The following is a 20,599-nucleotide window of genomic DNA, read 5'->3' as shown; positions in this document are numbered from 1 at the left end:
GCCCGACGGGATCGTTCCGTATCAGTGCTATCAGTGCCGGCGTTCGCCAGGACGCCGGCACACAGCACTCAGACCAGCTTCAGCTTCACCCCGGCCTGCTGGCTCACGTAGTCCGACAGCGCCGCATACAACTCCCCTCCCCCGCGCGTATCCAGCCATTGCCGGCCATCATGGCGGAAATGGAAGCCGCCCGAACGCGCCGCCACCCACAGCTCCTGCATCGGCGCCTGGCTGTTGACGATGATCTTGGAACCGTCTTCGAATTCCAGCTCGATCAGGTTGCCGGCGCGGTTGATTTCGATGTCGGCATCGGCCGCGTCGGCGGCCGATTCCACCGCGCTCTCCAGCCTGTCCAGCTCTTGCTGGGCCAGGGCCAGGAACTCGCTTTCACTCATGGGGGGCATGCTAAACTCCAAGACCGCCCGGCCAGCGCCACTCGCGTGTCGCCCGGCCGGTAGCGTGTTGAATCAAGTTTCGTATTTTCGTTGGTCCCGCCAGCCCGGGCCCCGCTGCGGGGACGGGTCGGGACGACTCTTCTAGGACGACCCGATGTTGCGTCGTGTTGCGATTGTATCGGCGATTGCCGCCAGCCTTGCGATGCCCCTGCTCTCGGGATGCGGCATCCGCGGCCCGCTGACGATGCCCCGGCCACCGGCCGCGCCGGCCAAGCCGGCCGTGCCGGACCCCGGCCTGGGCAATCCGAGCTTGCCGAACGTGCCCAGTCCCGCCCCCGCGGCGCCCGCCCCGGCCACCGATACCGCGCCGGCCCCGGCCGCCACCCCCACCGCCAAGTAACCATGACCGCCTTCTTCCATCGCCACGACGGCGCGCTTGCCGTCGAGCACGTACCGCTCGCGCGTATCGCTGCCGAATACGGCACCCCCACCTATGTGTACTCGCGCGCCGCGCTGAGCGCCGCCTACCAGGCTTACGCCGCGGCGTGCCAGGGCCGCCGCGCGCGCGTGCAGTACGCCATGAAGGCCAACTCCAACCTGGCCGTGCTGCAGGTCTTCGCCAAGCTCGGCGCAGGCTTCGACATCGTGTCCGGGGGCGAGCTGCAGCGCGTGCTGGCGGTGGGCGGAGATCCGCGCAAGGTGGTGTTCTCGGGCGTGGGCAAGACCGCCGCCGAGATGGAACTCGCGCTGTCGCACGACGTGCTGTCGTTCAACGTGGAATCGATCCCCGAGCTGGACCGCCTGAACGCCGTGGCCGGCCGCATGGGCAAGCGCGCGCGCGTGTCGCTGCGCATCAACCCGGACGTGGACGCCAAGACCCACCCGTATATCTCCACCGGCCTGAAGGGCAACAAGTTCGGCGTGGCCTTCGAGGACGTGCTGCCGACCTACCGTGCCGCGGCCGCGCTGCCGCACCTGGAAGTGGCCGGCATCGACTGCCACATCGGCTCGCAGATCACCGAGGTCTCGCCCTACCTGGAAGCACTGGACAAGGTGCTGGACGTGGTCGAGGCGCTCGAGCGCGAAGGCATCAAGCTCGAGCACATCGACGTCGGCGGCGGTCTCGGCATCACCTATGACGACGAGACTCCGCCGGACATCACCGGCTTCGCCCGCACCCTGCTCGACCGCGTGGCCGAGCGCGGCCATGGCCATCGCGAAGTGCTGTTCGAGCCGGGCCGCTCGCTGGTGGGCAATGCCGGCGTGCTGCTGACGCAGGTGGAATTCCTCAAGCCGGGCGCGGCCAAGAACTTCTGCATCGTCGACGCGGCCATGAACGACCTGGCGCGCCCCGCCATGTACGAGGCCTACCACCGCATCGAACCCGTGCAGTTGCGCGAAGCGGCACAGGTCGCGCCCGTGACCTACGACATCGTCGGCCCCGTGTGCGAATCCGGCGACTGGCTCGGCCGCGACCGCGCGCTGTCGGTGCAGCCGGGCGACCTGCTGGCAGTGATGTCGGCCGGTGCCTACGGCTTCGTCATGAGCTCCAACTACAACACCCGCCCGCGCGCGGCCGAGGTGATGGTCGACGGCGACGACGTGCACCTGGTGCGTGGCCGCGAACGCGTGGAAGACCTGTTCCGCGACGAGCGCCTGCTGCAGGGCTGACCCACTCGCCCGCCGGCCCGCGCCGCTTGGCGCACCAGGGCTGGCGCGTGGTGGTGGCCGACAGCGCTATCTCTGACGCCCGCCGTCTGGCTGGGTGCGTGCGTGCCTCAGCGGCGTGCCGGCTGCGGCGCCGGCCTGCGCCACCACCACCAGACCCGCATGGCGAGCAGGACGAACACCACCGCGGCGTAGATCGATACCGTGCCGAAATCGTGCTTGCCCGCCTTGTGCCACCAGAAGTGCAGGATGCCCAGCACCACAATGGCGTAGATGGAGCGATGCAGCCATTGCCAGCGCTTGCCGCCCAGGCGCCTGACCATGGCGTTGGTCGAGGTGGCCGCCAACGGCACCAACAGCACGAAGGCGGCAAACCCCACCGTGATGAACGGACGCTTGGCGATGTCCTTGATCATGTAGGCCACGTCGAAGCCCCGGTCCACGGCAAGCCACAGCAGGAAATGCTGCAGCCCGTAGAAGAAGGCGAACAGGCCTAGCATGCGCCGCAGGCGGACCAGCCAGTTCCAGCCGCTCAGCCGCCGCAGCGGCGTCACCGCCAGCGTGGCGCACAGCATCACCAGGGTCCACGTGCCGGTCGAGCGCGTGACGAACTCAAGCGGGTTGGCGCCGAACTGACCGGTGAAGCCGAGCAGCAGCAGGCGCAGGAAGGGCAGCAGCGCCAGCAGCCACACGGCCGCCTTGACGGCGCGCACGCGGCCGGGAGCCAGGCCCGCCTGACCCGCTTGCCCGGCCCGGCGCGCGGGACGCGCCCCAGGCGCCGCGACGCGCGGCGGGGACAAGTCCGGCGTCGCCATCAGAAGAACTTCCTCAGGTCCATGCCCTGGTACAGCGACGCCACCTGCGGCGCGTAGCCGTTGAACGGCAGCGTCTTGCGCTTGGGTGCGAACAGGGCGCTGAAGCCGCCACCGCCCTTGTCCTCGCCGATGCGGCGCTCGGTGGCCTGGCTCCAGCGCGGATGGTCCACTTCCGGGTTGACGTTGGAATAGAAGCCGTATTCCTGTGCCGCGGCCAGGTTCCAGCTGGTGCTGGGCTGCTTGTCGACAAAGCGGATCTTGACGATGGATTTGGCGCTCTTGAAGCCGTATTTCCACGGCACCACCACGCGCACCGGCGCGCCGTTCTGGTTGGGCAGCACCTCGCCATAGAGGCCGAATGCGAGCAGCGTCAGGGGATGCATGGCCTCGTCCATGCGCAGGCCCTCGGTGTACGGCCAGTCAAGCACGCGGCTGCTGACGCCGGGCATCTGCTTCTTGTCGTCGAGGGTGACGAATTCCACGTACCTGGCCCCGGCCTGCGGCTCCACGCGGCGGATCAGCTCGGCCAGCGAATAGCCGCTCCACGGGATCACCATCGACCAGCCTTCGACGCAGCGCAGGCGATAGACGCGCTCCTCCAGCGGCATCAGGCGCAGCAGTTCGTCGATATCGTAGACCTTGGGCTTCTTCACCAGGCCTTCGACGGCGACCTGCCACGGCCGCGTGCGCAGGGTGCCGGCATTGCGCGACGGATCGGACTTGTCGGTGCCGAATTCGTAGAAATTGTTGTACGTGGTGATGTCCTCGTACGACGTGCGCTTTTCCGGCACCACGTAGGCGTTGTTGGGCGTCGCCGGCAGCTTCTGCCCGTGTGGCGTCTGGGCCAGCGCCCGGCGCGAGAACCAGGGCGTGAGCGTGCCCCCGACGGCACCTGCCGCCGCCATTGCCATCAGGCGCCGACGGGCATCGAAGACGCCGCGCGGCGTGATCTCGCTGGCGGCGATATCGTCGCCGCGCAGCCATTTTGGAGAGGGAATCAGCATCGTTATGGTTCCTCGTTGCATGCTTGTTCGCGCACACCTGCCCACGGGAGGCCGCCTGCGCGATCGGATCTCATGCTCAGTCGCTTGGTGCGGACGAATCCTGACAGCTTTTTCGCGTCCGCGTCGGCGGGCTCAGCCGCCCTGGTACTGGTGGTACACGGCTTGCGCGAGCGCCAGCAACGCGGCACGCCCGAGCGGGCCGGCCAGGGCGAAGCCGAGGTCGCGGTCCACCCAGTAGAACGCCGTGGTGCCGGGGGTGCCGGGCAGGCTCTCCAGCCGGAAGGCGGTGTCGGGGGTGCCGGACGCCATGTGCCGCAGCTGCAACGAGACCCGGTTGCCGTCATCGGCCTCGTACATGAGGATGGCGGACGGGCCGCCTTCGGCCACGCCCAGGCGCCCGCCGATCAGGCGAAAGCCCTGGGCACGCAGGTCGGGCACGCGCAGCGGCGCGCCAAGCCGCTTGGACAGCCAGGCGACCAGGTGCGTCTCGTCCACCGCGGCAACCTCGACCGGATGTCGCACCTCGGGCGCGTAGACTACGTGGCTGGCCAGCGCATCGCGCGCGAAGCGCTCGACCGAAGGCGTCCTGGCGGCGAGGACATCGGCACGCCCATGGGCCAGCCAGCCGGCCGCGCCGCCGATCGCCAGCGACGCCAGGCTCGCGGCCAGCGCCATGCCCCAGCCCGCCATGCGCCGTGCCGGCCCGGCGGCGCGGCCTTGCAGCCTCGGGGGCAGCGCGCGCAGGGGCACGGCTTCATTGAGCACGCCATCCAGCGCGGCGTGCAGCTCTCCGGTCTGGCGGCGCCATGCGCTGACCCGCGCGGCGGCCTCGGGATGGGCCGCCAGGAACGCTTCCACCTCGGCGCGGCGGGCCGGGTCGAGCTGGCCGTCCGCATAGGCGTGGAGATCGGTTTCGCTGATCGGGGACATCACTTGACTCGCTGCAGACCATGCACGCCACCGGCGGCGCCGGCGTGTGGCGCGGCCGGGCTGCCATCGAGCAGCTCGCGCATCTGCTCGCGCGCGCGCGCCAGGCGCGACATCACCGTGCCGACCGGCACGCCCAGCAATTGCGCCGTCTCGGCATAGGTGAACTGCTCCAGGCCAACCAGCAGCATCACCGCGCGCTGGGCTTCGGGCAGGCGGGCGAGCGCCCTCTCCAGGTCCAGCCCGAGGGCGGGTCCGGGCGCAGCACTGGGTACGTCGGGAAGGGTGTCGGCAAAGGTCACGAGATCGGCACGCCGGTAAGCATTGATGCGCAGCCTGTGCATCATCGTCAGCAGCCAGGACAGCAACCCGTCGGCGCCGTCGCCCCACCAGGCGCCGGTGCGCAGGCGAAAGCGCCAGCGGTAGCGCAGGGCGCGCTCCAGCGTGTCCTGCACCAGGTCGTCGGCGCTCGCCGCGTCCCCGGTCAGGCCGCGCGCGTGGCGCCGCAGGCGCGGCGCCAGCGCGACCAGCTGGCGGTCGAAGCCGTCCATGCCCTCAGGCTGCACGCGCCGCGTTCAGGGCGTGGCGACGTGCCAGACGTTGTTGAAGTTGTCGCCAGTGCGGTCGCCCGGCTTGGCATCCTTGGCGAAGCGGTACAGCGGCTTGCCGCGGTAGGCCCACTGCTTGGAACCATCGTCGCGCGTGATGATGGTGTAGCTGCCCATGGCGCTGGTGCCCGGCGAGGCCATCAGCGGCGGCCAGTTGGTGGAGCAGGCGCCGTTGCACACGCTCTTGTCGCCGCCGTCGCGATCGAAGGTATAGAGCGTCAGGCCTTGCGGATCGGTCAGCGCACCGTTGGCGACCTTCACCGTGGGCGGCATATTGCCGCCGCCACCGCCCATGCCACCCATGCCCGAACAGGCGGACAGCAGTACGGCGGAGCAGGCCAGGGCGAGCGCGGCAGGACGTGACAGCGAAGTCAGGGACGGGAAAGCGGAAAGACGGGAACGGGCCATGATGGGTGTCTCCATGCGATTGCGATGCGGCGCCGCCAGCCGGCGCCGTCCCTTCAGTAAACACCGGATGTGACGACTTTATTCCATATGGGCGAAAAAAAACCCGCCGGGTTCTCGGCGGGCTTTCTTCTTGCAGCGCAGCATCCGGATCAGAGTTCGCCGTAGCTATGCAGGCCGGAGAGGAACATGTTGACACCAAGGAAGGCGAAGGTCGTCACCAGCAAGCCCACCAGCGCCCACCACGCCGCCATCGTGCCGCGCAGGCCCTTCATCAGGCGCATGTGCAGCCAGGCCGCGTAGTTGAGCCAGACGATGAGCGCCCAGGTCTCCTTCGGATCCCAGCTCCAGTAGCCGCCCCAGGCCTCGGCCGCCCACAGCGCGCCGAGGATGGTGGCGATGGTGAAAAAGGCAAAGCCCACGGCGATGGCCTTGTACATCACATCGTCCAGCACTTCGAGCGCGGGCAGGCGCTCGGCGAGGATGCCGTGCTGCTTGAGCAGGTACGCCACCGAGACCATCGCAGCCAGGGCGAAGGTGCCATAGCCGATGAAATTGGCGGGCACGTGGATCTTCATCCACCAGCTCTGCAGCGCGGGCACCAGCGGCTGGATCTCGCTGGCGTCGCGGCTGACCGTGTACCAGAGCAGGAAGCCGACCGCGGCCGACACCACCAGCATCACGAACGGCCCGAGCGCGCGGGTGGCGTAGTGGCCTTCGTAGTACAGGTAGAACAGCGAAGTGATCAGCGTGAACAGCACGAACACTTCGTAGAGGTTGGAGATGGGAATGTGGCCGATGTCGGCGCCGATCAGGTACGACTCGTACCAGCGCACCAGCATGCCGGTGAAGCCCAGCACCACCGCCGCCCACGCCATCTTGCTGCCGATCTGCAGGCCGGTCTCGGCGCGCGCCAGCAGGCCGCCCCAGTAGAACAGCGTGGACAGGAACACCAGCGCGCTCATCCACAGGATGGCCGACTGGCTCGACAGGAAGTACTTGAGGAAGAAAGCCTGCTCGGCACGCGCGAGCTGGCCGTGATAGAGCTGGATGGCGAACAGCGACAACACCGCCAGTGCCACCATCAGCAGCCGCAGCGGCTTCCAGTGCCAGCCCAGCAGCGCAAAGGTGGGCACCGCGGCGATCAGCACGCCCTTGTCGTAGACGTTCATCCACTCGCCGTAGCGCGTGAGCGCGAAGCCCGCCCCCACTGCCAGCAACAGCGCGAACAGCCAGTCGGCCCATCCCAGCCGGCGCAGGAAGGACGGTTCCAGGTAAGCCTGGTCGGCACCGTCTGCGGCACGTGCGGGCGCGCTCGCCGGCATCGCCGTCCTGGCCTGATTCACATTCGAAGACATAGTGGTTCCTGCTTGATTGCGGGGGCTGGCCTCGTTCAATGCGTGGCCGGCTTGCCCTTGCCGGCGTCGCCGGCGTCAACTGCATCACCTGCGCTGCCGGCTGCCCTGCCGACGTCATCGCGCAGGGCGGCAAATTCCTTCTCGAAATCCAGCGTTCGGCGCTGGGTGGACATGGCCATCAGCACGTGGCTGGCTGCGCCCTGCCCGTCTTTGCCGTCCCCGGCGGCCTCGGTATCCGCCGCCGCGGCGCCCCGATCCTTGACCCAGACCCAGACCCGGCGCTCGCGGATGTAGAACATCGAGAACACGCCCAGCACCAGCAGCAGACAGCCAAGATACACGATGTTCTTTCCTGGTGCACGGGTCATCTGGAACACGCTGGCCTTGACCTCGGTGAAGTCGTCGAGCTGCAGGAAAACCGGTGCCGTGTAGAAGAAGCCGTCGGACAGGGCGTTGATCGCCTGCTGCAGGAAAGCGCCGCTCTGGGCACTGTTGGGCACGACCGGCAGCTTGTCCTGGGCGCGCGCCAGCTGCCACAGCTCCCACATCGCGCCATTGAGGATCTTGAGCAGGACGTCGGCCGCCTTCTGCTGCTCGGCCGGCGGCACCGACTTCTCCAGGAACCCGGCGATGGCGGTGAAGCCGCCCGGCGGCGCCTGCGGATTGCTGCGCGCGGCGCCGGCAAACAGGTCGAGCGCGCGCAGCGCGCTTTCGGCCAGCTGGCCGCGCAGGGTCTCGCGATCGGCGCCCGGCATCGAGGCGAGCGCGAAGCGGCGCGCCGCCTCGCCGCGCAGCGCGCGGTCCTGCAAGGCGGCGCGCAGGCGCATCCAGTCCGCCACGCTGTTCTGCTCGTCGGCGGGAATGCGCAGGTAGCGGAACGGCTCGCTGGGCGAGTCGCGCATGCCGGCCAGGAAGACCGTCTGGCCGTCCAGCTGCACCGGCACCATGTAGTTGTTGAACTCGCGCGCCTGGCCGTTGCGGTCGCGCAGCTTGTACTGCACCGACGGGCCCACGTTGCGCAACTCCTTCGCGCGCTCGGGATTGACGGCCGAGCCGAGGTGGGATTCGAGCTTCTCATTGAACGACTTGCGCGCCACGCCGCGTGCGTCGGGCTTGCCGGAGGCGTCGGTGACGTTCTCGATATTCATCAGGCGGAAGTCGCTGAACTCCACCGTGAGGCCCTCGGCATCCGCGGCGCTGCCGGTACCGGCGAGCGGCGTGTTGGCACCCACGGTGCCGGCGAAGGCGAAGGTCTTGTCGCTGCCGCCCTGCATCGGGTAGCCGACGAATTTCAGCCTGGAGCCGCCGTCCTCGAAGCTCGACTGGTAGATGGCCACGCCATCCACCACCAGCGGCTCGTTGACCTTGACCGTGGCCTCGGTGCGGCGGCCGGTGGCGCGGTCGGTGATGATCACGTCGGAGGCGAACAGCTTGGGCATGCCGGTCGAGTAATGCTCGACCGTGAATTTCTTCAGCGTGATATTGAACGGCAGGTCCTGCACCAGCGCGCCGTCCGCGATATTGAGGATGGCGGTGGACACCGTCGAGCCTTCCGGCACGAAGGCATTGCCGCGGAAGCCCGGATTGTTGACCGACAGGCGGTGCTGCGGCGGGATGTCGTTGATCACGGCATTGCCGCTGATCGGCGTCTTGCCGCCGAACCACATCTGCGCGCGGATCAGCATGTCGCCGTCGAGCAGGCCGCCGATGCAGATCACCACGATGGCCGTATGCGCGAGGATATAGCCGAGCTTGTTGGCCGCGCCCGCCTTGGCGGCCAGCAGGGTGGCGCCCTCATGCGGCACGGTCTTGATGCGGTAGCCCCGGTTGGCCAGCAGCGCGGACAGGCGCGCCACCGCGTCGGCGCGCGGCCGGCCGGCATCGAACTCGGCGCGGTGATGGAAGGCACGCAGGCTGCGCTCTCGCACATGGTCCTTCCACGAGCGCATGTCGTTGACCATCTTGGGCGCGTTGCGGGTCAGGCACAGCGAGGTGGAGATCACCAGGAAGGCCAGGATCAGAAGGAACCACCAGGAGCCGTAGACCTTCTGCAGCGACAGCGTGTGGAACAGGTCGGCCCAGAACGGCCCGAACTGGTTGACGTAGTTGGGATACGGCTCGTTTTGCTTGAGGACCGTGCCCACCACGCTGGCGATGGCGATCACCGTCAGCAGCGCAATGGCGAAACGCATCGACGACAGCAGCTCCACCGCGTCGCGCAGCAGGCGGTGGGAGGTCTTCAGGTGCAGTCCTGAGGTGGAAGCGCTCGACATATGCAGTGTGGCCCTGGGCCATCAAATAAAAAGAGGGTGGACTTGCTCGCGCAGGCCACCCTCTTCGATTGCTGCCGGCCGCTTGCTTGCGCCGGCGCGGAACGACTTGGTGAGGTTGTTTTCAGGGAGAAGCCTGGCGACAGTACCGCAGGCGCGGCCAGCAGCGCAATGACGCCAGGGTTTCGTCTGAACTGACCTCTCAACGCACGCCGGCGACGTAGTCGGCGACAGCCTTGATCTCGGCGTCCGACATCTTGGCGGCGATCGTGGTCATCACGGAATTGTTCTTGCGCGTGCCCTGGCGGAACGCGACGAGCTGGGCCTCGGTGTACTCGGACCACTGGCCGCCGATGCGCGGGTACTGGGCCGGGATGCCGGAGCCGTTGGGGCCGTGGCAGGCCGCGCAGGCCGGCACGCCCTTGGCGGCGATGCCGCCACGGTAGATCTTCTGGCCGGCTTCGATGGTGTCCTTGTTCTTGGCGGTGGCGGGCTTCAGGGCCTGCTTGGCCAGGTAGGCGCCGACGTCCTTCATTTCCTGATCGGACAGGGCGGCCGCGTACGGCGACATGATGGCGTTGCTGCGGCTCTTGGCCTTGAAGTCGTCGAGCTGCTTGTGGACGTATTCGGGATGCTGGGCGGCCAGCTTCGGATTGGCGGCGCCGCCGCTGTTGCCGTTGGCGCCGTGGCAACTCAGGCAGGCGGGCACATTGCGATCGGGGGCACCTTGCGTGTACAGCGTTTCGCCCTTGGCCGGGTCGGCCTTCGCGGCGGGCTGCTCGGCTGCAGATGCCAGACCCGTCATGGCGGTTGCAGGCAGAGCCAGCGCCACGACAGCCAGAAGTTTCGCAATGCGGTTCATTCGCACACCTTGTCTGAATTGTTTTGAATTCCACGGAGCACGCCGTTCAGCCCCCTGCCCGCGGTGAGGACGCGCAGGACTGGGACTTTGACATCGGAAATTCATCACGACGGCCGCCCGGCCGCCTGAACAGACAACGCCCAGACGCGACCCGGATGGCGCCACGCCCGTGCGAACGAATCGATCGGATGTGGCGGACCGTGCGAATATCCAGGTAGCAGACCCCCGGCCCTTGCTTGCCTCGCTGTGCCGGCGCCGGTTCTTGGCGCCGCCGCAACGAGACCGGAACTGAGAGGCCGCGCTACCACGATGGAACGGACACGCAAGGCTTCCCTCCTGAAATGACGCGGGCCAAGGATGCCACGCGTCACCCAATCGGGAGGCCGTTAACCGCGTTATTGTACAATAAATCGTGTGCCGGATAGAGGATGTGCGCGCCGCGACGCGGCCCGACGTCACCCCCGGCCAATCAGGCGGCATATGTGCCGCCCGCCTCACTCACATCGGCGCGATCACGCCGGCAGCTCCAACGTCTCGCGCCCAGCTGCCGCCGACCCGCCTCATTGCCCACGCGCATGTCCCTCCTACATCAGGCCCGCTTCTTCGTCACCGTCAACCACCTGCGCGACCTGCCTGCCACGGCGGTGCCGGAAGTGGCCTTTGCCGGCCGCTCCAATGCCGGCAAGTCGACCGCCATCAATATCCTGTGCAACCAGAAGCGGCTGGCCTTCTCTTCGCGCACGCCGGGCCGCACGCAGCACATCAATTATTTCTCGGTGGCGCCCGTCAAGGCGCCGGATCCGCTGGCCTTCCTGGTCGACCTGCCCGGCTACGGCTACGCACAGGTATCGGGCTCGGCCAAGTTCCACTGGCAGGGGCTGCTCAGCGACTACGTCCAGACCCGCACGCAACTGGCCGGGCTGGTGCTGATGATGGACGCGCGCCGGCCGTTTACCGACCTGGATTGCCAGATGGTGGAGTGGTTCCTGCCCACCGGCCGCCCGATCCACGTGCTGCTGACCAAGGCGGACAAGCTGACCAACAGCGAGAATTCCCAGGCCTTGCGCGAAACGCGCAAGGTGCTGGCCGGCTACGCCGAACAGCTCGACACGCCGGTGCCGCTGACCGCGCAGCTGTTCTCCAGCCTCAAGCGCCGCGGCATCGAGGAAGCCCAGCGCGTGGTGGCCGGGTGGATGGCGTTGCCCGAGGCGCAACCGCCGGTGGCGCCCGGCACGGAGCCCGCGCCTGCCGAAGGCGCGCCCGGCCTCGCCACGGAATAGGCTCCGGCGCGTACCCGCCGCTGCGCAAACCGCGCCCGCGCGCGGCGGCGAGGCGACAAAAACGCAAGGCAAAAAAAACCCCGTTGCAAGCAACGGGGGCGAACTTTCCCGCCGGTTGAAGGCGGGTACCCGCTCAGGGAGGAGTAGCGGGGGACGCTGCATCACGCAAGCGCAACACAGAGTGTCCGCGAGTATGATAGCGGGCACGATCAAAAGTTTAGTTTTTCTTTCGGAGCGGCCTGCTCGAGCACTCGCCAGCCAATCGCGGCCGGCGGCGCGGCCACTCCCGCCATTCCTTCCGATCCCTCATCCTCAAGCCATGTCCACTTTCCCCGAGTACCGTCCACGCCGCATGCGCCGCGATGACTTCTCGCGCAGGCTGATGCGCGAAAACCGCCTGTCGCCGGACAACCTGATCTACCCGGTTTTCATCCTCGACGGCCAGAACCAGCGCGAAAGCGTGGCGTCCATGCCGGGCGTGGAGCGCGTCTCGGTGGACCTGCTGCTGCCGGTGGCAGAGGACTGCGTCAAGCTGGGCATCCCGGTGATCGCGCTGTTCCCGGTGATCGACCCGGCGCTGAAGACGCCGGACGGCATCGAGGCCACCAACGCCGAAGGCCTGATCCCGCGCGCCGTGCGCGCGCTGAAGGACCGCTTCCCCGAACTCGGCGTGCTGACCGACGTCGCGCTGGATCCGTACACCAGCCACGGCCAGGACGGCGTGCTCGACGACAACGGCTATGTGATCAACGATGTCACGGTCGAGATCCTGGTCAGGCAGGCGCTCACGCAGGCACAGGCCGGCGTGGACATCGTGGCGCCGTCGGACATGATGGACGGGCGCATCGGCGCGGTGCGCGCCGCGCTGGAGGACAACGGCCACATCCATACCCGCATCATGGCCTATTCGGCCAAGTATGCCTCGGCGTTCTACGGCCCCTTCCGCGACGCGGTGGGCTCGGCGGCGAACCTGGGCAAGGGCAACAAGATGACCTACCAGATGGATCCGGCTAATACCGACGAGGCTCTGCGCGAAGTGGCGCAGGACATCATGGAAGGCGCCGACATGGTGATGGTCAAGCCGGGCATGCCGTACCTGGACATCGTGCGCCGCGTGAAGGACGAGTTCCGCTTCCCCACCTACGTCTACCAGGTCAGCGGCGAGTACGCGATGCTCAAGGCCGCCGCGCAGAATGGCTGGCTGGATCACGACAAGGTCATGATGGAATCGCTGCTGGCCTTCCGCCGCGCCGGCGCCGACGGCATCCTGACCTATTTCGCGCGCGACGCCGCCCGCCTGCTCACGCGCTGAACCGGCCCGGATGCAGCTGCTAGGTTTTTCCGCCAGCCAGGTCCACCAGCTCGCCTCGCTCGACGAGGCGCGCGACTTTCTCGCCGGCAACGCAGCGGCCCGCTTCGTGTGGGTCGACACGCCGATCGAGGAGGTCAGCGCGGCGCCGGCGGCCTGGCGCGACAGCGTGCAGGCGCTCACCGGCGCGCCGGTGCTGGACCTGCACCTGATCGACGCCACCAATCCTGCGCATCCGTCGTATTTCGATACGACCCATGCGTACGACATGGTGATCTTCCGCAAGCTCACCTTCGAGACCAGCCGGCTGATCGCCGAGGCGGGCGGCGAGTCCGCGGCGAGCGCGGYGGCACCGGTCGCGGCGAATCCGCAGACGCTGCCGGACCAGCCCGCAACGGGCGCGCCCGCCGCACCTGCCTCGCCCGCCCCGGCAGCCACGCGGCCGCGCGCGGCCAAGCCGCGCCGCTACCCGCCGGGCTTCCTGCCCGCGCTGGCGCGGATCGACACCCAGCCGGTGACGTGCTTCGTCTTCGACAATGTGCTGCTCACGGTGCGGCCGGCGCAGTCGCGCACGCTCGACCAGGTGCGCCAGCGGCTGCTCGAACTATGCCGGGACCCGCGGCCGCAGACGGCGTCCAAGGCACGGTCCAACGGGCACGCCGCGCTGGTGCATGGCATCCGCCCGCCGACCCGCCCCGAGGACCTGATGCTCAGGCTGCTCAACGCGATGGTCGACCGCTACCTGGAACTGCGCGCGCCGCTCACGCGCCAGCTCGACCGCTGGCAGCGCGCGCTGCTCAGCACCCGGCGCAGCTTTTCGAGCTGGGAAGGGCTGCTCGACGCACGCATCGAGCTGCGCCGGCTCGAGCACCTGTGCGAGGAGCAGCACGATGCCCTGCAGGAATTCCGCGACAGTCTGCTGGACAACAGCTACAGCATCGCGAGCGAGGGGCAAGCCACATCGGCGGGCCGCGATGACGCACTGCTGGTGCGCATCAACGATGTGATGGAACATATCTCGCGCGTGCTAGCCCACGCGCGCCGGCTCGAGGATTCGATCGAATCCGCCGTGCAGATCCATTTCTCGGCGGTAGCCCACCGTACCAACCGCACCATGCGCACGCTGACGCTGATCACCGCGCTGTTCATGCCGCTCACGTTGATCACTGGCATCTTCGGCATGAATTTCGAGCGCATGCCGTGGCTGCGCGAGCCGGAAGGCTTCTGGTGGTCGCTGGGGCTGATGGGCGCGGTGGTGGTGGTGCTGGCCGCGGTGTGGGGGCTGGGGCGGCGGCTGGACCACAACTGAGCGGCCGCTCCCCGCGCCCGACTCTCAGATGCTGGCCTTGGCGTCGAACGCGCGCGCGAGGCTGTCGAGGAAGCGCGCGGCCGGCTGGTAGCCGATCACGCGGACCGGCCGCTCGCGCCCGTCCGTGCCGTACAGGATGATGCCGGGCGGACCGAACAGGCCGAAGCGCTTGAGCAGCGCGCGATCGTCTTCATTGTTGCGGGTGACATCGGCCTGCAGCATCACCACGCCGGACAGGCGCGAGCGCACACGATCGTCGCTGAACGTGAAGCGCTCCATTTCCTTGCAGCTCACGCACCAGTCGGCATAGAAATCCAGCAGCACCGGCTTGCCCGCGGCGGCGGCCTGCGCCACGCGCGCATCGAGCTCGGCCACCGAACGTACCCGCTCGAAGCGTGCCTCGGACACCTTGCCGACGACGGCTTCCGGATTGGCGCGCAGGGCCGCCAGGTGGGCCAGCGGCTGCAGCGGATCGCGGCCGCCGGAGGCCAGCCCCACCAGCAGGATCGCACCGGCCAGCGCGGCCAGCAGGCCGAGGCCCTTGCCCACGCGGGCCAGGCCATGCGCATCCGGGCCGAGCGCCTCGAAGGCGCTCAGGAACACGGCGCCCACCAGCAGCAGGGCAGCCCACCCCGTCATCAGCACCCAGGCTGGCAGGACCGGGCTGACCATCCACAGCGCCACGCCCAGCAGCAGAAAACCGAAGAAGCGCTTGGTCATCTCCATCCAGCGCCCGGCGCGAGGCAGCAGGTTACCCGCGCCAACGCCCACCAGCACCAGCGGCAGGCCCATGCCGAGCGCCATGGCGAACAGCGCCGCGCCACCGGTCATGGCGTCGCCGGTACGCGCGATATAGGCCAGCGCGCCGGCCAGCGGCGCGGTCACGCAGGGGCCGACGATCAGCGCGGAGATTGCGCCCATGGCGGCGGCGCCGGCCAGCTGCCCGCCCTGGCGCCGGTTGGACGATGCCGTCAGCCGGGTCTGCCAGCGCTGCGGCAACTGCAGTTCGTAGAGGCCGAACATGGACAGCGACAGGCCCACCATCAGCGCGGCGAACAATGCCAGCACCCACGGGGCCTGCAGCGCGGCGGACAAGCCTTCGCCGAGCACCCCGGCGGCCACCCCGACGCCGGTGTAGACCACCGCCATGCCGAACACATAGGCCAGGGACACCAGCAGCGCACGGCCGCGCGTGACGTGCTCGCCCACCACGATGGAGGACAGGATCGGCACCATCGGCAGCACGCAGGGGGTGAAGGTCAGCAGCACGCCGAGGCCGAAGAACAGTGCAGCGATCAGGCCGAGATTGCGGCTGGCCAGCGCGCCCGCGATGCGGTCGTTCTCGTCGGCCGGGCCCGACAGGGGGGCGGCAGCCGCGTCGGCCGCGGCGCTGGCGTTGCCAGCGCTCCTGGCCGTCCCCGCAGGGGCGGGTACGCCGGCAGGAGTCGAATCCGCCTTCGCAGTCTTGCCAAACAGGCCGTCGAGCGCACCACCGCCCACCTTGAAGACACTCTCCATCGGCGGATAGCACAAGCCCTTGTCGGCGCAGCCCTGCGAGGTCACCACCAGCGACCACTTGCCATCGGCGGGCGCGGCTTCGACCGGCACGCGAATGGTCAGGCCACCGTGATAGGTCTCCATCTCCTTGCCGAAGGTCTCGTCGAACTTGACCTTGCCCGGCGGAAACGCAGGCGCGCCCAGCTTGACCGATGCCGGTTGCGCGGCAAAGGCAAAACGGTCGCGGTAGAGGTAGTAGCCGTCGGCCACGTCGAAGCGGACCTCGATGGTCTGCGCGTCGACCTGGCGCGCGGCGAAGCGGAACGCCTGTTCCGGCGGCAGGAAGTCTTCCTCCGAGGCCGCATGCGCGATACCGCCGAAGCAGAGCCACAGCATGGCCAGCAGCGAGAACAGCAAGCGCACTGCGGCATTTTGCCGCACCACCGTTGTTGCCGGCTGGCGGCCCAACGCGCCCGACTCCACTGCGAAACCCATGCTCCGTCCTTGAAAATATCGTTGGTCTTGCCGCGCGGCGATCGGCATCACGGCCGCCCGGCGTTGCTATGCCCGCTCGTCACCGGCCGGGGCCGCACCCGTTTCCTCGGCGACCCAGGCCAGGTAGGGCGCGAAGCCGGCCACCACGGGCACGGCCACGATCTCCGGCACCTCGTAGGGGTGGGCCAGGCGGATCGCGGCTTCCAGCGCCGCGTAGCGGTCCTGCGTGGTCTTGATCACCAGCGGCCACTCCTTCGCCGTCTCGATCTCGCCGCGCCACCAGTATTCGGACTCGCACGGCGCAAGCCGGTTCACGCAGGCTGCCAGGCGCGATTCCAGCACGGCGCGCGCCACGCGCGCGGCGGCTTCGGCATCGGGCAACGCCGTCATCACCAGTATCGTCTCGCTGTCGCTCATCGCTCGTCTCCCACTCGCCACCCGGCCCCAGGCTTGCGGCCCGCAAACCGGGGGCCGCAAAAACAAAAGAGCCAGGCATCTAGCCTGGCTCGATTGTAAGCGGTGTCCGCGCCAGCCGCCGGGGACCAATGGTCGCAGGCGGCGGGACGGCATCAACCTTATTCCGCGGCTTCTTCTGCCGGGGCTTCGGTGATTTCCGGACGGTCAACCAGCTCGACCAGCGCCATCGGCGCATTGTCGCCCTGGCGGAAGCCGAACTTCAGGATACGCGTGTAGCCGCCCGGACGAGCGTTGTAGCGCGGGCCGAGTTCGTTGAACAGCTTGGTGACCATGTCGCGGTCGCGCAGGCGGGCGAAGGCCAGGCGGCGGTTGGCAACGGTGTCCTTCTTGGCCAGCGTGATGAGCGGCTCGACAACCTTGCGCAGTTCCTTGGCCTTGGGCAGGGTGGTCTTGATCAGCTCGTGCTGGAACAGCGAGTTGGACATGTTGCGCAGCATCGCGAGACGGTGCGACGAGGTGCGGTTCAGTTTCCGCAAACCATGACGGTGACGCATGATGATTCCTTTATTGCAATGTTTGACCAGCTCTTCTATCGCTTGGCCGGGTCAATCCCCGGTTCGGCGCGGGCCGGTAGTCGATTGGAGCGGCCGGCACATGCCGGCTGCCGGGATCACCGGCGCGGCGCGGGGACCTGCCCCCCGCCGCGCGCGGCGAAATTACTTCTCCAGACCTGCGGGCGGCCAGTTCTCGAGCTTCATGCCAAGGGTCAGGCCGCGCGAAGCCAGCACTTCCTTGATTTCGTTGAGCGACTTGCGACCCAGGTTCGGGGTCTTCAGCAGCTCGTTCTCGGTGCGCTGGATCAGGTCGCCGATGTAGTAGATGTTTTCGGCCTTCAGGCAGTTGGCCGAACGCACCGTCAGCTCCAGGTCGTCGACCGGGCGCAGCAGGATCGGGTCGATCTGCGGCGTGCGGCTCGAAGCGGCTTCCGCCGACGACTCGGTGCCTTCCAGCGCGGCGAACACGGACAGCTGGTCGACCAGGATGCGGGCCGACTGGCGGATCGCTTCCTCGGGCGAGATCACGCCATCGGTTTCGATGTTCATCACCAGCTTGTCGAGGTCGGTACGCTGTTCCACGCGAGCGGATTCCACTGCGTACGACACACGGCGCACCGGCGAGAACGAAGCGTCCAGCACGATGCGGCCGATGACCTTGCCCGCTTCGTCGCCGAACTTGCGCACGTTGCCCGGCACATAGCCACGGCCTTGTTCGACCTTGACCTGCATGTCGAGCTTGCCGCCGGCCGACAGGTGAGCGATCACGTGGCCGGGGTTGATGATCTCGACATCGTGCGGCAGCTCGATATCGGCAGCCGTCACAACGCCTTCGCCTTCCTTGCGCAGCGACACCGTGACTTCATCACGGTTGTGCAGCTTGAAGACCACACCCTTCAGATTGAGCAGCAGGTTGACTACGTCTTCCTGCACGCCATCGATGGTGGAATACTCGTGGACCACCCCAGCGATCGTGACTTCGGTCGGGGCATAGCCGACCATCGACGACAGCAGCACGCGACGCAGGGCGTTACCGAGCGTATGGCCGTAGCCACGCTCGAACGGCTCCATCACGACCTTCGCGTGATGGTCGCCCAGCGGCTCTACGGCGATGATTTTAGGCTTGAGGAGTGCTGTTTGCATTAGGTTGTCCTTTTCAATACCCTCGGCTCGTTACACCGATAAGGCTGACGTATGGAACCTGAAAATCCCATCGTACGATGGGCAATAAGCCCGGCGCGCGGCAGCGCGTCGGGCTGAATGTGAAGCTTGACGAGAAACGCAAGCCCCTGACCGTTCGATGGTGTCGGACAGATTCGTGCGATTAACGCGAATACAATTCGACGATCAGGCTTTCGTTGATGTCACCGGAGATATCGGCGCGATCCGGCACTTGTTTATACGTGCCTTCGAATTTCTTCGCGTCAACGGCGACCCATTGCGGGAAACCAGATTGCTCGGCCAGCGACAGCGCTTCGGCGATACGGACTTGCTTCTTCGACTGCTCGCGGATGGTGATGACGTCGCCAGCCTTGACCTGTGCCGACGGCACGTTCAGGGCCTGACCGTTCAGCAGGATCGCCTTGTGCGACACGAGCTGGCGCGCTTCGGCGCGGGTCGAGCCGAAGCCCATGCGATAGACGACGTTGTCCAGGCGCGATTCCAGCAGTTGCAGCAGCTTTTCGCCGGTGTTGCCCTTGCGGCGGTCGGCTTCGGCGAAGTAACGGCGGAACTGGCGCTCGAGCACGCCATAGATACGCTTGACCTTCTGCTTTTCACGCAGCTGGTTGCCGTAGTCGGAGGTGCGCGTACCCGAGGTACGGCCATGCTGGCCCGGCTTGCTGTCCAGCTTGCACTTGTCGGCGAGCGAGCGACGTGCGCTCTTCAGGAACAGGTCGGTGCCTTCACGGCGGGAGAGTTTGGCCTTCGGGCCGATATAACGTGCCACTTTATCTTCCTTCCTGATCGATCGCGGCGCCTTGTGTACGCGCCGCGAGTCCGCCTTCTCCGCCCCTTGGGGGCGCCTGAGTGGCAGACGGTGGGCTTATCCAGCGCGCTCCCGGAGGGGCACGCAAAAGCATGACTGGCTACTGCGCCAGGCGGCGGACCAAGACTTCGACCCGACAAACGCAAAGGCGCAAAACGAAAACCTGCCGCAAAGCTGATGCAGCAGGTCAACGTGCGATGATACCACACCGGGCCACCGGCAAGAAACCCCGCCGGCCACCCGGGTATGACAGCGTCGCTTAGATGCGGCGGCGCTTCGGCGGACGGCAGCCGTTGTGCGGCACCGGCGTCACGTCTTCGATCACCGAGATCTTGATGCCCAGCGCGTTCAGCGCACGGACAGCCGATTCACGGCCAGGGCCGGGGCCCTTGATGCGCACGTCCAGGTTCTTGATGCCCTGGTCTTGCGCCACGCGGCCGGCGTTCTCTGCTGCGACCTGGGCTGCAAACGGGGTCGACTTGCGCGAACCCTTGAAGCCCTGGCCACCCGAGGTCGCCCACGCCAGGGCATTGCCCTGACGGTCGGTGATCGTGATGATGGTGTTGTTGAACGAAGCGTGGACGTGCGCAATGCCGTCGGCAACGTTCTTCTTGACCTTCTTACGCGCGCGCTGGGCGGCGTTATTCGGACCTTTTGCCATTAGTTTCTTCCTCTGCCTTCGGCTTTACTTCTTCAGAGCCACGCCGGCCTTACGCGGACCCTTGCGGGTACGGGCGTTGGTGCGGGTGCGCTGACCGCGCATCGGGAGACCCCTGCGGTGACGGACGCCACGATAGCAACCAAGGTCCATCAGACGCTTGATGTTCATCGTGGTTTCACGACGCAGGTCACCCTCGACCGTGGCCTTGCCGACTTCGTCACGAAGCTTTTCCAGGTCGGCGTCGGTCAGGTCCTTGACCTTCTTGTCAAACGGAACGCCGGTGGCCTCGCAAATCTTGCGGGCGCGCGAGCGGCCGATACCGTAAATAGCCGTCAGGCCGATCTCGGTATGCTTGTGGTTCGGGATGTTAACCCCTGCGATACGTGCCATTCGTCAATCCTCTTTACGATTAGCCTTGGCGTTGCTTGTGGCGGGGATCCGACGAGCAGATCACGCGCACGACACCGTTGCGCTTGATAACTTTGCAGTTGCGGCAAATGCGCTTAACAGAAGCCAGCACTTTCATGATTTTCCTCTTCCTTCAATTCCTGTTCGCTTCACTTCGTCCGAAAGACGATACGCGCGCGTGACAGATCATATGGAGTCAGCTCAACCGTCACCTTGTCACCCGGAAGAATCCGGATGTAGTTCATTCTCATCTTTCCGGAGATGTGGCCCAGCACTACGTGGCCATTCTCCAGTTTGACTCGGAACGTCGCATTGGGAAGGTTTTCCAGGACCTCCCCCTGCATCTGGATGACGTCGTCTTTTGCCATAC

Annotated in this window: 23 protein-coding genes; 5 read left to right on the top strand and 18 right to left on the bottom strand. The window is 67.2% G+C overall.

From position 1 onward, the window contains the following. Nucleotides 1-68: 68 nt before the first annotated feature. Nucleotides 69-404, bottom strand: a complete 336-nt coding sequence (gene cyaY / locus AB4Z48_RS22465) for an iron donor protein CyaY (protein WP_441617992.1) — start codon at nucleotides 402-404, stop codon at nucleotides 69-71. Between the two features lie 145 nt (nucleotides 405-549). Here cyaY and AB4Z48_RS22460 point away from each other — a divergent pair, with 145 nt between their 5' ends. Together AB4Z48_RS22460 and lysA are read left to right on the top strand one after the other, a co-directional pair. Beyond that, a complete protein-coding gene (locus AB4Z48_RS22460; RefSeq protein ID WP_441617990.1) occupies nucleotides 550-795 on the top strand; it encodes a hypothetical protein in 246 nt (81 codons plus the stop codon). Between the two features lie 2 nt (nucleotides 796-797). Beyond that, on the top strand, nucleotides 798-2,066 hold the full coding sequence (gene lysA, locus AB4Z48_RS22455; RefSeq protein WP_441617988.1) for a diaminopimelate decarboxylase: 1,269 nt from the start codon (nucleotides 798-800) through the stop codon (nucleotides 2,064-2,066). A 107-nt stretch (nucleotides 2,067-2,173) separates the two neighbouring features. On the opposite strand, the gene msrQ is transcribed toward lysA, so the two are convergent. The 8 genes from msrQ to AB4Z48_RS22415 form a co-directional block, all read right to left on the bottom strand. After that, nucleotides 2,174-2,878, bottom strand: coding sequence for a protein-methionine-sulfoxide reductase heme-binding subunit MsrQ (gene msrQ / locus AB4Z48_RS22450; RefSeq protein WP_441617986.1), 705 nt, complete (start codon nucleotides 2,876-2,878; stop codon nucleotides 2,174-2,176). Continuing rightward, nucleotides 2,878-3,882 (bottom strand): protein-methionine-sulfoxide reductase catalytic subunit MsrP, encoded by a 1,005-nt coding sequence (gene msrP / locus AB4Z48_RS22445; RefSeq protein WP_441617984.1) that lies wholly within the window; start codon nucleotides 3,880-3,882, stop codon nucleotides 2,878-2,880. The genes msrQ and msrP overlap by 1 nt, the downstream gene beginning before the upstream one ends. A 132-nt stretch (nucleotides 3,883-4,014) precedes the next feature. Beyond that, nucleotides 4,015-4,812, bottom strand: coding sequence for an anti-sigma factor family protein (locus tag AB4Z48_RS22440; protein ID WP_441617982.1), 798 nt, complete (start codon nucleotides 4,810-4,812; stop codon nucleotides 4,015-4,017). Next, on the bottom strand, nucleotides 4,812-5,360 hold the full coding sequence (locus AB4Z48_RS22435; RefSeq protein ID WP_441617980.1) for an RNA polymerase sigma factor: 549 nt from the start codon (nucleotides 5,358-5,360) through the stop codon (nucleotides 4,812-4,814). The genes AB4Z48_RS22440 and AB4Z48_RS22435 overlap by 1 nt, the downstream gene beginning before the upstream one ends. Nucleotides 5,361-5,384: 24 nt before the next feature. Next, entirely contained in the window at nucleotides 5,385-5,825 is a 441-nt protein-coding gene (locus tag AB4Z48_RS22430) for a COG4315 family predicted lipoprotein (RefSeq protein WP_441617978.1), read from the bottom strand. Nucleotides 5,826-5,974: 149 nt separating this feature from the next. Beyond that, on the bottom strand, nucleotides 5,975-7,147 hold the full coding sequence (ccsB, locus tag AB4Z48_RS22425; RefSeq protein WP_441618166.1) for a c-type cytochrome biogenesis protein CcsB: 1,173 nt from the start codon (nucleotides 7,145-7,147) through the stop codon (nucleotides 5,975-5,977). 68 nt (nucleotides 7,148-7,215) lie between these two features. After that, a complete protein-coding gene (locus AB4Z48_RS22420; RefSeq protein WP_441617976.1) occupies nucleotides 7,216-9,453 on the bottom strand; it encodes a cytochrome c biogenesis protein ResB in 2,238 nt (745 codons plus the stop codon). A 199-nt stretch (nucleotides 9,454-9,652) separates the two neighbouring features. After that, nucleotides 9,653-10,312 (bottom strand): c-type cytochrome, encoded by a 660-nt coding sequence (locus AB4Z48_RS22415; RefSeq protein WP_441617974.1) that lies wholly within the window; start codon nucleotides 10,310-10,312, stop codon nucleotides 9,653-9,655. A 575-nt stretch (nucleotides 10,313-10,887) separates the two neighbouring features. On the opposite strand from AB4Z48_RS22415, the gene yihA reads away from it, so the two are divergent. The 3 genes from yihA (at nucleotide 10,888) to AB4Z48_RS22400 (ending at nucleotide 14,210) form a co-directional block, all read left to right on the top strand. After that, on the top strand, nucleotides 10,888-11,592 hold the full coding sequence (gene yihA / locus AB4Z48_RS22410; RefSeq protein WP_441617971.1) for a ribosome biogenesis GTP-binding protein YihA/YsxC: 705 nt from the start codon (nucleotides 10,888-10,890) through the stop codon (nucleotides 11,590-11,592). A gap of 319 nt (nucleotides 11,593-11,911) precedes the next feature. Continuing rightward, nucleotides 11,912-12,904 carry a porphobilinogen synthase gene (hemB, locus tag AB4Z48_RS22405; RefSeq protein WP_441617969.1) on the top strand — a complete coding sequence of 331 codons (993 nt, stop codon included), beginning with the start codon at nucleotides 11,912-11,914 and terminating at the stop codon, nucleotides 12,902-12,904. Between the two features lie 10 nt (nucleotides 12,905-12,914). Beyond that, nucleotides 12,915-14,210 (top strand): magnesium transporter CorA family protein, encoded by a 1,296-nt coding sequence (locus tag AB4Z48_RS22400; RefSeq protein WP_441617967.1) that lies wholly within the window; start codon nucleotides 12,915-12,917, stop codon nucleotides 14,208-14,210. A gap of 24 nt (nucleotides 14,211-14,234) precedes the next feature. Here the strand turns inward: AB4Z48_RS22400 and dsbD are convergent, their stop codons facing one another. The 9 genes from dsbD to infA form a co-directional block, all read right to left on the bottom strand. Further along, on the bottom strand, nucleotides 14,235-16,103 hold the full coding sequence (gene dsbD / locus AB4Z48_RS22395) for a protein-disulfide reductase DsbD (protein WP_441618164.1): 1,869 nt from the start codon (nucleotides 16,101-16,103) through the stop codon (nucleotides 14,235-14,237). A 165-nt stretch (nucleotides 16,104-16,268) separates the two neighbouring features. Beyond that, on the bottom strand, nucleotides 16,269-16,619 hold the full coding sequence (cutA, locus tag AB4Z48_RS22390; RefSeq protein ID WP_441617965.1) for a divalent-cation tolerance protein CutA: 351 nt from the start codon (nucleotides 16,617-16,619) through the stop codon (nucleotides 16,269-16,271). Nucleotides 16,620-16,777: 158 nt separating this feature from the next. Continuing rightward, on the bottom strand, nucleotides 16,778-17,173 hold the full coding sequence (gene rplQ, locus AB4Z48_RS22385) for a 50S ribosomal protein L17 (RefSeq protein ID WP_130393142.1): 396 nt from the start codon (nucleotides 17,171-17,173) through the stop codon (nucleotides 16,778-16,780). Between the two features lie 162 nt (nucleotides 17,174-17,335). Further along, nucleotides 17,336-18,316 carry a DNA-directed RNA polymerase subunit alpha gene (locus AB4Z48_RS22380; RefSeq protein ID WP_441617963.1) on the bottom strand — a complete coding sequence of 327 codons (981 nt, stop codon included), beginning with the start codon at nucleotides 18,314-18,316 and terminating at the stop codon, nucleotides 17,336-17,338. Nucleotides 18,317-18,497: 181 nt separating this feature from the next. Continuing rightward, nucleotides 18,498-19,121: a 30S ribosomal protein S4 gene (gene rpsD / locus AB4Z48_RS22375; protein WP_441617961.1), complete on the bottom strand. Its 624-nt coding sequence runs from the start codon at nucleotides 19,119-19,121 to the stop codon at nucleotides 18,498-18,500. Between the two features lie 298 nt (nucleotides 19,122-19,419). Beyond that, nucleotides 19,420-19,821, bottom strand: a complete 402-nt coding sequence (rpsK, locus tag AB4Z48_RS22370; RefSeq protein WP_017225223.1) for a 30S ribosomal protein S11 — start codon at nucleotides 19,819-19,821, stop codon at nucleotides 19,420-19,422. 24 nt (nucleotides 19,822-19,845) lie between these two features. Then, nucleotides 19,846-20,211 (bottom strand): 30S ribosomal protein S13, encoded by a 366-nt coding sequence (gene rpsM, locus AB4Z48_RS22365; RefSeq protein WP_020203842.1) that lies wholly within the window; start codon nucleotides 20,209-20,211, stop codon nucleotides 19,846-19,848. A 19-nt stretch (nucleotides 20,212-20,230) separates the two neighbouring features. After that, nucleotides 20,231-20,347 carry a 50S ribosomal protein L36 gene (gene rpmJ, locus AB4Z48_RS22360; RefSeq protein ID WP_006160433.1) on the bottom strand — a complete coding sequence of 39 codons (117 nt, stop codon included), beginning with the start codon at nucleotides 20,345-20,347 and terminating at the stop codon, nucleotides 20,231-20,233. 31 nt (nucleotides 20,348-20,378) lie between these two features. After that, the gene (infA, locus tag AB4Z48_RS22355; RefSeq protein ID WP_010812378.1) at nucleotides 20,379-20,597 is read right to left on the bottom strand and encodes a translation initiation factor IF-1; all 219 of its coding nucleotides are present in this window, start codon (nucleotides 20,595-20,597) and stop codon (nucleotides 20,379-20,381) included. Nucleotides 20,598-20,599: the final 2 nt, after the last annotated feature.

Origin of the sequence: Cupriavidus sp. 2TAF22, from assembly GCF_052115045.1 — a bacterium.
In the GTDB taxonomy this organism is placed as follows: Bacteria; Pseudomonadota; Gammaproteobacteria; order Burkholderiales; family Burkholderiaceae; genus Cupriavidus.
The sequence above is the reverse complement of the archived record's forward strand: the minus strand, read 5'-3'. Positions and strand labels throughout refer to the sequence as shown.